This is a genomic window from Enterobacter sp. Ag1 (assembly GCA_000277545.1).
In the GTDB taxonomy this organism is placed as follows: Bacteria; Pseudomonadota; Gammaproteobacteria; order Enterobacterales; family Enterobacteriaceae; genus Cedecea.
On the sequence record AKXM01000034.1, the window covers coordinates 274,092 to 287,362 of the forward strand.

Here is a 13,271-nt window from a genome sequence, read left to right on the forward strand (position 1 = left end):
GAACGTATGTTTCGTCTTCAGCCTTTTCCAGCCGCCGTGGCGCTGCTGTGCTCGGCGCTCACCGCCTGCGGTGACTCATCTCAGCCAGAGGATCCGCGTACCGAACCTCCGCTGGTTCGCGTTGTCGCGGTTCAGTCCGCCAATGATGACGCCCGGGCTTTTACCGGCATTGTCGCCTCCCGAATCCAAAGCGACCTCGGTTTTCGCGTTCCGGGAAAAATTCTTGAGCGCCTGGTGGACAAAGGCCAGACGGTAAAAAACGGCCAGCCCCTGCTCCGACTCGATCCTCAGGATTTAAGTCTGCAGGCTAAAGCGCAGGATCAGGCCGTCGCCGCTGCCAAAGCCCGCGCTAAACAGGCCGCCGCCGATGAGGCCCGCTACAGAAGCATTGTCGGCAGCGGCGCGATTTCAGCCTCGCAGTACGATCAAATCAAAGCCCAGGCCGACAGCGCCAGAGCGGATCTGCAGGCGGCCATTGCCCAGGCCAATGTGGCTAAAAACGCCATGAATTATGCGGTGCTGACGGCTGATTCTGACGGCGTGATCGTGGATACGCTGGCCGAGCCAGGCCAGGTTGTCGCCGCCGGGCAAGGGGTGATTCGTCTCGCCCGGGCGGGCCAGCGTGAAGCGGTCGTCGATTTGCCGGAAACGCTGCGCCCGGCGCTGGGCACCGTAGCTCAGGCTCATCTTTACGGTTCAGATAACGCTCCCGTGGCCGCTACCTTACGTCAGCTTTCCGACGCCGCCGACCCACAAACCCGCACATTTGAAGCGAAGTTTGTGCTCGCTGGCGCACTTGCCCAGGCGCCGCTCGGCAGCACGGTGACCGTCACCATTCCTGACGCAGGCACTCCCTCACAAAACGTGATTGTGCCTTTGGCCTCGCTCTATGACGCCGGGAAAGAGAAAGGCACCGGCATTTGGGTGGTAAGCGGTAAACCGGCCAAAGTTAGCTGGCACCCGGTGAGCATCCGCCGCATCACCGATGAATCCGCCATTGTTGCCACCCAAATCGACAGCCACGCCAGCATCGTTGCCCTCGGCGCACATCTGCTGCATGACGGCGAAGAAGTCAGACTGCTTGCACAGGGCGCCACCGATCTGGCGGGAGCACCGTAATGAGCGACTCTCGCTTTAACCTTTCCGCCCTCGCGGTGCGTGAAAAATCAGTCACTCTGTTCCTGATCCTACTCATTACGCTGGCCGGGATCATCGCGTTCTTTAAACTGGGCCGAGCCGAGGATCCGCCTTTTACGGTGAAACAGCTGACCGTGATCACCGCCTGGCCGGGGGCCACCGCGCAGCAAATGCAGGATCTGGTGGCCGAGCCGCTGGAAAAGAGAATGCAGGAGCTGGACGACTACGACCGCACGGAAACCTATACCCGTCCGGGTCTTGCCTACAGCATTGTCTCCCTAAAAGACAGCACGCTGCCCGCCAACGTGCCGGAGGCGTTTTACCAGGCGCGGAAAAAAATCAGCGATGAGGCCAAAAATCTGCCGGATGGCGTTATCGGCCCGCTTGTAAATGACGAATTTTCAGATGTGACATTCGCGCTGTTTGCCCTGAAAGCAAAAGGCGAGCCGCAGCGCCTGCTGGTGCGCGATGCCGAGAACCTGCGCCAGCAATTGCTGCACGTCCCCGGCGTGAAAAAGGTAAATATTATCGGTGAACAGGCGGAACGCATTTTTGTTTCGTTCTCTCATGACAGGCTTGCCACGCTTGGTGTTTCGCCGCTGGACATCTTTCAGGCGCTGAGTAACCAGAACCTGCTCACCCCCGCAGGCTCAATAGAAACTGCCGGCCCGCAGGTGTTTATCCGCGTGGATGGCGCGCTGGATCAGCTCTCAAAAATCCGCGATACCCCCATTGTGGCCCAGGGGAAAACGCTGAAACTGTCCGACGTAGCTGACGTCGAGCGCGGGTATGAAGACCCGGCCACGTTCCTCGTCAGAAACAACGGCGAGCCGGCCCTGCTGCTCGGCGTGGTCATGCGCGACGGCTGGAACGGGCTTGATTTGGGCAAAGCCCTGGATCAGGAAACCCGTAAAATCAACGACACGATGCCGCTCGGCATGAGCTTCAGTAAAGTCAGCGATCAGTCAGTGAACATCAGCTCCGCCGTGGATGAGTTTATGGTGAAGTTTTTTGTCGCCCTGCTGGTGGTGATGGTGGTCTGCTTTATCAGCATGGGCTGGCGAGTGGGCATCGTGGTTGCCGCCGCCGTGCCGCTAACGCTGGCAGTGGTATTTATCGTCATGGCCGCCACCGATAAAAACTTCGACAGGATAACCTTAGGCTCACTCATTCTGGCGCTGGGCCTGCTGGTGGACGACGCTATCATCGCCATTGAAATGATGGTGGTGAAAATGGAGGAAGGCTACAGCCGTGTGAAAGCCTCCGCCTACGCCTGGAGCCACACCGCCGCGCCCATGCTGGCGGGCACGCTGGTAACCGCCATCGGCTTTATGCCGAACGGCTTTGCCCACTCCACCGCCGGGGAGTACACCAGCAACATGTTCTGGATCGTCGGTATCGCGCTGATAGCATCCTGGCTGGTGGCCGTGGTATTCACGCCCTATCTCGGCGTGAAATTGCTACCCGATATGCACAAAGCCGCGCTGGCGGAACACGCGCTGTACACCAGCAAAAATTACAATCGCTTCCGGGCATTGCTGAAAAAAGTCATCGCCCGCAAGTGGCTGACCGCCGGTTCGGTCGTCGGCCTGTTTGTGCTGGCGATAGCCGGAATGGCCGTGGTGAAAAAGCAGTTCTTCCCCATCTCAGACCGCCCGGAAGTGCTGGTAGAAGTTCAGCTGCCTTACGGGACGTCTATCGAGCAAACGACGAAGACTACCGAGCGCATTGAGCAATGGCTCAGCGCGCAGAAAGAGTCAAAAATCGTCACCTCCTACATTGGCCAGGGCGCGCCGCGTTTCTACCTGGCCATGGCCCCGGAGCTGCCCGACCCTTCGTTCGCAAAAATCGTGATCCTCACGCCCGATCCTGATGCACGAGAAGCGTTGAAAATGCGGCTGCGGCAGGCCATCAGCAACGGTCTGGCACCGGAGGCGCAGGTGCGCGTCACCCAACTTGTCTTCGGGCCTTATACGCCCTACCCGGTAGCGTTTCGCGTGATGGGGCCAGACCCGGACGTGCTCAGAACGATTTCGTTACGGGTTGAAAAAGTGATGAATCAAAGCGGGCTGATGCGCACAGTGAACATCGACTGGGGATCCCGGGTGCCTACGCTACATTTCACCCTGAACCAGGACCGGCTTTACGCCGTGGGCTTAACCACCGCTTCCGTCTCGCAGCAATTACAGTTTCTGCTATCCGGCGCGCCGTTGACCGAAGTGCGGGAAGATATTCGCTCCGTGCAGGTCACGGGCCGGGCGCGCGGCAGCGTGCGGGACGATCCGGCACAGCTCGCCGCGCTAACGCTCATTGGCGCGAACGGGCAAAAAGTGCCGCTCTCGCAAATCGGTAGGGTTGAAGTTGTGATGGAAGATCCGGTGCTCCGACGTCGCGACAGAACGCCAACCATTACCGTGCGGGGCGATGTCGCCGATGGCCTTCAGCCACCGGATGTGTCGACGGCGATCGTGAAACAAATTCAACCTATTGTGGCAGAGCTTCCGGCGGGGTACCGCATCGAAGAAGCGGGCGCCATTGAAGAATCCGGCAAGGCCACGGCGGCAATGGCTCCGCTGTTCCCGATCATGATCGCGCTAACGCTGCTGGTGATTATTCTTCAGGTTAGGTCGATCTCAGCCATGCTGATGGTGTTCGCCACCAGCCCGCTGGGGCTTATCGGCGTGGTACCGACGCTGCTGATTTTCAACCAGCCGTTCGGCATCAACGCCCTGGTGGGGCTGATTGCGCTTTCAGGGATTTTGATGCGCAACACGCTGATCCTCATCGGCCAGATTAAGCATAACGAGCAGGCCGGGCTGACGCCTTTTAATGCCGTGGTTGAAGCGACGATCCAACGTTCGCGCCCGGTGCTGTTGACCGCCCTGGCGGCGATTCTGGCGTTTATTCCTCTGACCCATTCCGTGTTCTGGGGAGCGCTGGCCTACACGCTTATCGGCGGGACGTTTGGCGGCACCTTTATGACGCTGCTGTTCCTCCCCGCCATGTATGCGATCTGGTTCAAAATTCGCCCGCCAAAGGTTGATAACTGACCGATTCATCAGGCCCGGAGGACTCCTCTCCGGGCCATATTCCAAATCATGAACACCGCTCATGTTCTAATGAAATTAAATCACTTTTACTAAAACTGTGACTCAGGCATAAAAGATGCAATATTGTTAACGACATGCAATGTGAAGATTACTGACAGGTAAAACCACAGCTAACCAAAGGTTAGCTGTGAGAAATCAAGCAGTAGATACAGGCAAAAAACAGAACTAAGGTGCCGGATTACCATGACTAAAGCGTTTACTTTTACTCTTAAGAGCATTGTTTTTGATGAGAATTACAACCCGTCAGGGAATACGCGCATCACAACCAATTTTGCTAACCTCGCCCGCGGCGAGAAGCGTCAGGAGAACCTGCGTAACGCGTTGATCATGATTGATAACCGCTTCAACTCCCTGGCGAACTGGGATAACCCCACCTCCGACCGCTACGGCGTTGAACTTGAAATTATTTCCGTTGAGCTGGATGTTGAAGGCAACGGCAAGACCTTCCCGGCGATTGAGATTTTAAAAACTCACGTGCTGGATAAGAAAACCGGCCAGCGCATCGAAGGCATTGTCGGGAACAACTTCTCTTCCTACGTACGCGACTATGATTTCAGCGTTCTGCTGCCAGCGTACAACCAGGATCGCGCAGAATTCACCATCCCGGAAGATTACGGCGTGCTGCACGGGAACTTGTTCAGACACTTCGTTGGGTCAGACACCTACAAAGAAAATTTCAATAAAGCGCCGGTGATTTGCCTGAGCGTTTCCAGCAAAAACGTTTACCGCCAGACCGGAAACCGCCACCCGGTGCTCGGCATTGAATATGAACAAGATTCATCTTCCCTGACCGATCTCTACTTCAACAAAATGGGGCTGAAGGCTCGCTATTTCATGCCGCCCAACAGCGTGGCGCCGTTTGCCTTCTACCACACGGGCGACCTGGTGAATGACTACTCGAATCTCGAGCTTATCAGCACCATCAGCACCATGGAGACGTTCCAGAAGATCTACCGCCCTGAGATTTACAACGCGAATTCTCCGGCCGGGCTGTGCTTCCAGCCAAGCCTGAACCACCAGGATCATTCATTTACTCAAATTGTTTACGATCGTGAAGAACGCAGCCGTTTGGCCATCGAACAAGGGAAGTTTACTGAAGAGCACTTCATCAAACCGTACCAAACAATTTTAGAGCAGTGGTCTGCTAACTACCCTCTTTGAGACACCAAATACAAGGTTATTCGACATGAAAAGATTATTGCCTACGTCCACTGCCGGCAGCCTGCCTAAACCGTCCTGGCTGGCCCAGCCTGAAACGCTGTGGTCGCCGTGGAAGCTGCAGGATCAGGAACTTATTGAGGGTAAACAGGACGCCCTGCGCCTGGCGCTGCACGAACAACAGCTGGCGGATATCGACATCGTCAGCGACGGCGAGCAGACTCGCCAGCACTTCGTGACCACCTTTATCGAACACCTGGACGGCGTGGATTTCGAGAAACGCGAAACCGTGCGTATTCGTAACCGCTACGATGCCAGCGTCCCGACCGTGGTCGGCGCCGTGGCTCGTCAAAAACCGGTGTTTGTGGAAGATGCAAAGTTCCTTCGCAAACAAACCGACCGGCCAATCAAATGGGCGCTGCCTGGCCCGATGACCATGATCGACACGCTGTATGACAACCACTACAAAAGCCGTGAAAAACTGGCCTGGGAATTCGCCAAAATCCTGAACCAGGAAGCGAAAGAGCTGGAGGCCGCCGGCGTGGACATCATTCAGTTCGATGAGCCAGCCTTCAACGTATTCTTCGACGAAGTTAACGAATGGGGCATCGCCACGCTGGAACGCGCCATCGAAGGCCTGAAGTGCGAAACCGCCGTGCATATTTGCTACGGCTACGGCATCAAAGCCAACACCGACTGGAAGAAAACGCTGGGCTCGGAGTGGCGCCAGTACGAAGAGGCGTTTCCAAAGCTGCAGACCTCAAACATCGACATCATCTCGCTGGAGTGCCACAACTCCCACGTGCCGATGGACCTGCTCGAGCTGATTCGTGGCAAGAAAGTGATGGTGGGCGCCATCGACGTGGCCAACCACGCCATTGAAACCCCGGAAGAAGTCGCCAACACGCTGCGCAAAGCGCTGCAGTTCGTTGATGCCGAAAATCTCTACCCTTCCACCAACTGCGGTATGGCTCCGCTGCCGCGCCATGTGGCCAGAGGCAAACTGCACGCGTTGAGCGCTGGGGCAGAGATCGTCCGCAGAGAAATTCTGGGTAAATAATCTAAAGCCTTTGCAACCCGCCTGGCGATTGAGAGATCGCCAGGTTTTATTCCCTGTGCCGATAGCTAATCCCTCCTTTAATGGCAGTCATTTCCTGGTCACTCAACGCACTAATACTGGGCCCATCGAATTAATCATAAATTTATTATTAACCTGCTAATATATAGCCTTGCCTTCATGAATATATTGCGAACTAAGCAAGCAGATATTCAAAATATGATGCACTCTATATTTCGAATATTTTCCGCATTATTAAACAATAAACACCATCATCCAAAAATAAGACAAATATTATTTTTGTTTTATTAATGTCAGCATAAAAAATCAGCCAAAAATAATTTATCCCTACAAGCCGATTGCCCTGCCCACTAACGCTGTATGTCAGCATAAACTGCCCCTTGTGTTTTATAAGGAATATATTCCCACACCAAAAATGGTGGCTTTGACAAAAAAACAGCGCCACTCTAATTTTTCAACTCACACAGCAATTTTCTCACTTTTGTTATTTGCTCTGCTCGCTATTCAGTTAGCTGGCTTTTAATGAGGAGTTTAAATATGGCCTGGACTTTTTATCTGACGATAACGAATGCCACGGACAGGGTGCTTGAGGTAGACAGCAGTTCAATTGAATGGGGAACCTGGTATCGGAACTCCGTTGACGATCGTGGCCCCATCAGCATTGAACCTAATGCAACCGTTCAGGCTTTGGGCATCCGTGCTGCAAGGGGAACCTGGACCGGCTATGAATGCCACGCGCAATGGAAAGACAAAGTGCCCCCGGGCCAAAAAGGCTACGGTGCCGTCTCTCTGATGATCGATGTCCCTTTCAGCGGATCTAACGACTCAAGTCTGTCTGCCGGCGGCGCCTTGACCGCAAGCGGATGGACAAACTTGCCGAGCGGCGGGCATGACTTTAGCCGTTCCATCACGATCCGGGCCGGGCGAGATAAAAAGCTGCTGGTTCTGGATGAGGGGATAATCCCGGTGAAAGTTAAAGAGAATGATGCGGTCGAAGAGGAGTACCGGGCCTGGCTACTCGAAGTGGCCGCCAAAAACCCGGACGTGCGCAACTGGAGCGACGTCGAAAAAGATTTACAGGCCATTGATGACTTCAACCCATTGCAGTACATCCCTGACGGGCCTTACCTGACGAAGCGCCTGCTCGCTCGCTCAGAACCCCTGGTAGTGGAACCTGCGCTTTGGGAAGGTATTGGCGATGTGGATTATCCCACGCCGTACGCGCAGGATTTGTTCATTGATGAATATTTTGCTGTGGCAATTTACAGCGTAGGTAATAACCCTCGTACCTTTATTAACGTCCCTGCCGGGTCAACGCGCAGCACCAGCGAGAAAGTCACCGTCACTTCGGCCATTAAAAACGTCCTGACGGTCAACTGGTCACTCAAAACCTCGCTGTCCGAAAAAGCCGCCGATCCAATCACCGGTTCAGAAGTGGCTTCCAGTATGGATATGGAGTTTGGCGTCACCAATGTGCTGGAAGTCAGCCGTGAGTCCGTGACTGAAAAAATTGTTGAAGAGTCCTTCACAGCGCCGCAGGACAGCGATGTGCTGATTGTTCCCTGGGTATTTAGTACGGCGGTAGTCATTTATCGCCGAACCAAAAAAGGTAACGTCAGCCTGGTCGCCGTTTCCGAATGGGCGCAAATGCAGTTCTTTAAAAGCTACAGAGTACAAACCCTGTTCAAACTTGAATCTGGAGATGCGTCATGAAAACACTCGTTATCGCAATTCTTACCGCTGTTCTGTGCCAGGGCATGGCGATGGCCGAAACGCAGCAACCGGCATCCGGGGCTTTGCCTGCCAATGAAAAGCCGCCCCTGGTGCTGACGGCCGACGAAAAAAAAGCGAGTGAGGCTAATGCCGACAGGAATGAATGCTGGTCGGCCAGAAATTGTAGCGGGAAAATCCTTAATAATAAGGATGCGCATAACTGCAAAAACTCCGGGGGTAAATCCTGGCGGGGTAAAAACTCCAGCCAGTGCACCAATCTTTAAACTTTAGACGCCAAAGCAACTATCCTGCCCGTGGTATAACGGGCGGATAGTTTCTTACGGGTGCCAGGGAAGCATCGCCAACTGAATATTCGATGAATGCCGGTAATTCCCGCGGCTTTACCTCTGACCAGGTATCGTTATAGGTAACTTCCGGGCGCACTCAGATTTTAAGTGCAGCCACAATTGCGGCTTCCATTTTCTCCGGGGTAGTGAACGGTGCAAAACGCTTCAGCGGTTTTCCGTCCCGGCCAATCAGGAACTTAGTGAAGTTCCACTTGATCCGCCCGCCCAGCACGCCAGGCAATTCTTTCTTCAGATAACGAAACACCGGATGCGCGGAGGTACCGTTGACCTCGACCTTTGCAAACATCGGAAAACTCACGCCGTAGTTAATATGGCACGTCCGGGCGATTTCATCGGCGTCACCGGGCTCCTGCTTACCAAACTGATTGCAGGGGAAACCAAGCACCACCAACCCCTGTGCGGCGTACTTCTTATAGAGCGTTTCAAGGCCTGCGTACTGCGGCGTGAAGCCACACTGGCTGGCGGTATTGACCACCAGCACCAGCTTATCGGCGTAATCGGACAGAGCGACCTGCTGGCCAGTCAGGCTGGTGGCCGTCAGTTGATGAAAAGGCTGCATGTTGGGTTCCTCAGTGCACGTCAAAATGGCCACGCAGCGCGGGCCGTAATTCTTCTATGGCTAATGTTGCCACGCGTAACGCGGTGGCGTTAGCGCTTTCACTTTCCAATGACCACGCTGCGGACAGTCCGCCCCAGGCAATGATCCATTTGAGAAGCCGCTCTCTGTCCAGATTTGCTATCTCACTCACGGCACGCAGCCTGCGCTTAAAAATCTCCGGCACGGTAGCGACCGGCGGAGCTGGGTTATCCAGATCCGGGTTGGTGAAAATATTAGCAAAATCGAATCCCCGCTCCCCTATGACGCCTTTAGGATCGATCGCCCGCCAGCCCGATGATGCAAAATCAAGCACATTGCCGTGGTGTAAATCACCATGTAAGGCCACAACATCCTGCGGAGAGGTAAGCAGTTCTTGGGAGATATCTGAACAAAATGCCAGCAAGCCGCCCCGCTGCTGCGCCACTATTTTTAGCGAAGCAAACCAATCATCCAGCGAAGGCAACTGGGGCAAAGGCTTTTGCCGAACGCGATGCAGCCTGTTTGCCGTAGCACATAAGATACGGCAGGCTTCGAGATCCTGACCTTCTCTGGACATTGTGGCTAATGACGCGGAGCCGGTGGCCCGGGCGAGAAGAATGGCTTCATCTTCATGGGCAATAACCTGCGCCGCGCCCTTGCCTGCCCACCAGACCAGCAGCGAGTTCCCCGTTTGTTCATCCCTGTCGGCAGTCACTTTCAGCATAGCCTCAGCGCCATCAGCTGCGGTTTTCACCGGCAGCAGCTGTGACGTATGGGTATGAAAGGGAGTGCCGTCCGGAATCAGATCCCAGCGTTTGAGCCAGCAGCTTAGTTTGTCTTTATCCATAGGGCGGTTTTTATCTCCCATTGAGTCAAATTACCAGCGCGGGTCTGCTTGTCAGCCCCGCCTGATAAACAGCCAAACGAATATTAGGCTGCTTTGAGCGAGAGATGAAATCATTATGCTGCCAGATAAAAATGGCGGCACTGTTCATGGAGCTTAAAGGTTTGAAGGTTAAGCGAGGTACTTACGTTGGCACAGGGTGAATGAGTTACCTGGGTTTAAGGTCTGCTATGAGCGAGGAGCGGACATATGATGTTTAGAAACCGCGCGATTTGCAGTTAAGCTGTATAGAATTTTTTTCAATCCGCATTGATTTCGCTGAAAAAATTTGTATATTTCCCCTCACTACTTTTATCCAAGATAATGAGGTTCTCAATAGATCGCGTGATCGATGTATAGATAACCTCAGGAGTGTCTTTGTCATCCATAATATAAAACACGGTTTTAGACTCCAGACCTTTAAAACTATGTATCGTGGATAGTTTGATCAATCCACTATTCGGATAAAAATGATTTTTCTTTGTCCTTCTTACCCGCTCAATATCAGATTTAAAACCAGTATGTCGCTTAATAAAATCACGTAACTCCTCTTTTGTGAGCAATTTTAATCTATTGATATCGTAATGCTTTTTTCCTTCCGGTAGGAGTTCAATTAGTTCTTCATATGTTTCAAACATACAGGTGGTATTTTCAAATTCATTCAACCTTTCATTTAATCGACGAACAAGAAAAATATTAGACGACAGAATTACAATATCATTTGGATTGAAACTATAATTTTTGATGTAACTTTGAATTTTTTCAAAGCATTTGTTTTCCCAGTCGGATGGAAAGAAATGATATTTGATAATATCAAAATTCATTCCTGACTGAATGTTTTGTTGTTCAAATAAGTCTATGTCTGCATGTTTTTCGACCAGATACTTCAATTGATAATCTTTAAAAATTCGATTCAAAGGCGAGTCACTGCTTGTACGATAGGAACGACTTAATTTCTTCCATTCACCAAATCCCTTCGCGATGACGGCCGCTCTTTTGCTATCTCTTTCATAAATATTTTGTGATTCGTCACCAAACAGAATCATTTCACCCTCGTGATTGAGGAAGTTGTCACGAATAATTTTCACCCATTCATTTTCAAAGTCCTGAACTTCATCAATCAAAATTGTCCGATACTTACTAACAGAAAAACCGCTGAATAAATCACGGTTAAATAATTCATTAAATCCATATTTTTCAATTAATTCACTGACATCCTGTTCTGTCTCAATCAATTGAGACATGAAAAACTGATGATAATTTGTCACTGCGAAATGTTGATCGTCTCGATAACCAAGAACATCGCTGACTCGGTCTTTAATGAGGTTTTTTAGTGTTATATTGAAAGTCAGAATCAATACAATATCATCATGCCGATGAAATGCATTTACCGCTCGATTTGCAATGATAGTAGTTTTGCCACAGCCTGCTACACCCTTAATCTTTTCCTTTCCAGACACGCTTATTGCCAACTTACTCTGACGCTTATCTAAGAAGATTTTCTTTCCCTGTTTTAAAGTATGGTCGCTTGGCATCAAGCGTCTTTTAAAATCGTCATACACACGATCGTCGAACAGGACATGTGGCTTAAAGCTTTTAATTTTATTAACGAGTTCTTTTATTCGATCAGCGCCGTAAGCCATGGACTTATCTCTAGTTGACTTTCTTTTTAGACGCGAGATTTTGTCTGCGTGTTGATTGTATTGCTCTACAGAAATTTCTTTATTCCTGTATTGTGCATCAATATACCTAGATCGCGCCATCAATTCACTCTGTGCGTGGGAATATAACGAATCTATATTGGCTTTATTACCTTTGTGTAAGTAAACAAACGGCTGGACAATGTTAAAAAAATTGCGATTTTTTAGATAAGACAGACCTAATACTGGTAAATGTAGATTATATAAATTTGACTTGTACCTGAAAGCTTGTGATTGAGGTGATGAAATCTTCGACACCCCTTTTTCAGAACTAACTTGCCATTTATTAAAAGCATCCACTCTATAATTAACTAGGTTATAGTCCTTCACCTCAATAATAAAAATTGCCGTGTGTTTTTTAAGAATGATAAAATCAGGGCGATCCCCATCAATAAATGGATTAAAGAAAATTTCGTAGCTATCATCCAAGTTCTCTGTAAGGTGATTTAACAAGTGAAGCTCACCGGGAGTGGGTGCAACCTTTAAACGGAGTATGTTTTCCAAAGTTGGATGAAGGATAGACACGCTAACACTCTCTTTATGATGAATAACCATCTATAATTTACTACATGATCTAAAAGAAACAAGGATGACATAACAGATTGACCTATTCCCTTTAAATTTACACAGATAACAATGTTGGCTACTTCCGCTCCTGGCACGAAGGAGCCAGCTATGACAGGCTCTCTCGTTATGCGTGAAAAGTGGCTACAATCTGAAATCCAATTCCATTACGAAATCAAAACCCGGGAGAATATCTCACAGGAGACATAGCACCTTTCTTTCTAAGATCATCAGGAATCTTCTTACCTAAATAAAGTTGTGCGATCTCTGGAGATGCCACCCTGCCCCGGAACCCAAAGCGGGAATGCTGAGTCGCTTCAAACTCATCGTCTGCATCCCATGAAGTCATCTCTGGGAAATTTTCACGGGTAGACTTGAGCCACTCATCAGCGATATATACGCCCCTCACGATACCTCTTACTGTCGCCAGTATGATCTCAGCTTTACGAGCTCGGTCAACGCTGACACGCCAGCTAAAACGTACAGCATCATAGAGGTCAATATCCTTTGAACTCCTGTTAACTGATATCATAAGGGCCTTATGTTGGAACAAAATAGTTTCAGGCTGGTACGTAGCGATTAACTCTTTTATGTGTGCAGCACCAAACTCATTACTGCCAGCACCGTTCATGATATTAGTTAAACCCGGATAGGCATCTATGAGCGCTGCTTCAACCTCGTAAGCTGTCTTTTCTTCGGCCATACCGTGTCGATGGATAACATGGATCACCTCAAGACCGGCTAATCTGATCTCTCGAAGCTGCTTAAGCTTGTTACTCAGTAACTCATCATCATCCACTGCTGCAACTTCACCACGCATATGAGCAAAGACGCGATTACCTTTGCCTTTTCCTACATAGAACGTACTGCCATCCCTCGGGTCAATTAGACGGTATACATACCAGCCAAGATGTTCGATCACTCCCGATGGAAATTCATTAATATCCATATCTCAACGCCTATAATTTAATTTATAAGTCACA

General features: G+C 50.8%; 10 protein-coding genes. 6 read left to right on the plus strand and 4 right to left on the minus strand.

The genetic code is table 11. From position 1 onward, the window contains the following. Positions 1-6 precede the first annotated feature (6 nt). The 6 genes from A936_RS15025 to A936_RS15050 all read left to right on the plus strand — a co-directional run bounded on the left by A936_RS15025 (position 7) and on the right by A936_RS15050 (position 8,480). Complete coding sequence (locus A936_RS15025) at positions 7-1,119, plus strand: efflux RND transporter periplasmic adaptor subunit (protein ID WP_008459287.1); 1,113 nt, start codon at positions 7-9, stop codon at positions 1,117-1,119. Then, a complete protein-coding gene (locus A936_RS15030; protein WP_008459289.1) occupies positions 1,119-4,187 on the plus strand; it encodes an efflux RND transporter permease subunit in 3,069 nt (1,022 codons plus the stop codon). Before A936_RS15025 ends, A936_RS15030 begins: the two co-directional genes overlap by 1 nt. A 243-nt stretch (positions 4,188-4,430) precedes the next feature. After that, positions 4,431-5,408, plus strand: a complete 978-nt coding sequence (locus tag A936_RS15035) for a DUF1852 domain-containing protein (protein ID WP_008459291.1) — start codon at positions 4,431-4,433, stop codon at positions 5,406-5,408. A gap of 25 nt (positions 5,409-5,433) precedes the next feature. Beyond that, entirely contained in the window at positions 5,434-6,465 is a 1,032-nt protein-coding gene (locus tag A936_RS15040) for a methionine synthase (protein ID WP_008459294.1), read from the plus strand. Between the two features lie 555 nt (positions 6,466-7,020). Beyond that, positions 7,021-8,196 carry a hypothetical protein gene (locus tag A936_RS15045; protein ID WP_008459295.1) on the plus strand — a complete coding sequence of 392 codons (1,176 nt, stop codon included), beginning with the start codon at positions 7,021-7,023 and terminating at the stop codon, positions 8,194-8,196. After that, entirely contained in the window at positions 8,193-8,480 is a 288-nt protein-coding gene (locus A936_RS15050; RefSeq protein WP_008459297.1) for a hypothetical protein, read from the plus strand. Before A936_RS15045 ends, A936_RS15050 begins: the two co-directional genes overlap by 4 nt. Before the next feature lie 160 nt (positions 8,481-8,640). On the opposite strand, the gene A936_RS15055 is transcribed toward A936_RS15050, so the two are convergent. The 4 genes from A936_RS15055 to A936_RS15070 form a co-directional block, all read right to left on the minus strand. Beyond that, positions 8,641-9,123: a glutathione peroxidase gene (locus A936_RS15055; RefSeq protein WP_008459300.1), complete on the minus strand. Its 483-nt coding sequence runs from the start codon at positions 9,121-9,123 to the stop codon at positions 8,641-8,643. Positions 9,124-9,133: 10 nt separating this feature from the next. After that, positions 9,134-9,988 carry an aminoglycoside phosphotransferase family protein gene (locus A936_RS15060; RefSeq protein ID WP_034809481.1) on the minus strand — a complete coding sequence of 285 codons (855 nt, stop codon included), beginning with the start codon at positions 9,986-9,988 and terminating at the stop codon, positions 9,134-9,136. A 296-nt stretch (positions 9,989-10,284) separates the two neighbouring features. Beyond that, positions 10,285-12,249, minus strand: coding sequence for a nuclease-related domain-containing DEAD/DEAH box helicase (locus A936_RS15065; protein WP_034809483.1), 1,965 nt, complete (start codon positions 12,247-12,249; stop codon positions 10,285-10,287). 214 nt (positions 12,250-12,463) lie between these two features. Beyond that, a complete protein-coding gene (locus tag A936_RS15070; protein ID WP_008459307.1) occupies positions 12,464-13,237 on the minus strand; it encodes an LEM-3-like GIY-YIG domain-containing protein in 774 nt (257 codons plus the stop codon). Positions 13,238-13,271: the final 34 nt, after the last annotated feature.

Coding starts and splice junctions, on each gene's coding strand:
- A936_RS15025 (WP_008459287.1), top strand. CDS start 7: ATGTTTCGTCTTCAGCCTTTTCCAGCCGCCGTGGCGCTGCTGTGCTCG.
- A936_RS15030 (WP_008459289.1), top strand. CDS start 1,119: ATGAGCGACTCTCGCTTTAACCTTTCCGCCCTCGCGGTGCGTGAAAAA.
- A936_RS15035 (WP_008459291.1), top strand. CDS start 4,431: ATGACTAAAGCGTTTACTTTTACTCTTAAGAGCATTGTTTTTGATGAG.
- A936_RS15040 (WP_008459294.1), top strand. CDS start 5,434: ATGAAAAGATTATTGCCTACGTCCACTGCCGGCAGCCTGCCTAAACCG.
- A936_RS15045 (WP_008459295.1), top strand. CDS start 7,021: ATGGCCTGGACTTTTTATCTGACGATAACGAATGCCACGGACAGGGTG.
- A936_RS15050 (WP_008459297.1), top strand. CDS start 8,193: ATGAAAACACTCGTTATCGCAATTCTTACCGCTGTTCTGTGCCAGGGC.
- A936_RS15055 (WP_008459300.1), bottom strand. CDS start 9,123: ATGCAGCCTTTTCATCAACTGACGGCCACCAGCCTGACTGGCCAGCAG.
- A936_RS15060 (WP_034809481.1), bottom strand. CDS start 9,988: ATGGATAAAGACAAACTAAGCTGCTGGCTCAAACGCTGGGATCTGATT.
- A936_RS15070 (WP_008459307.1), bottom strand. CDS start 13,237: ATGGATATTAATGAATTTCCATCGGGAGTGATCGAACATCTTGGCTGG.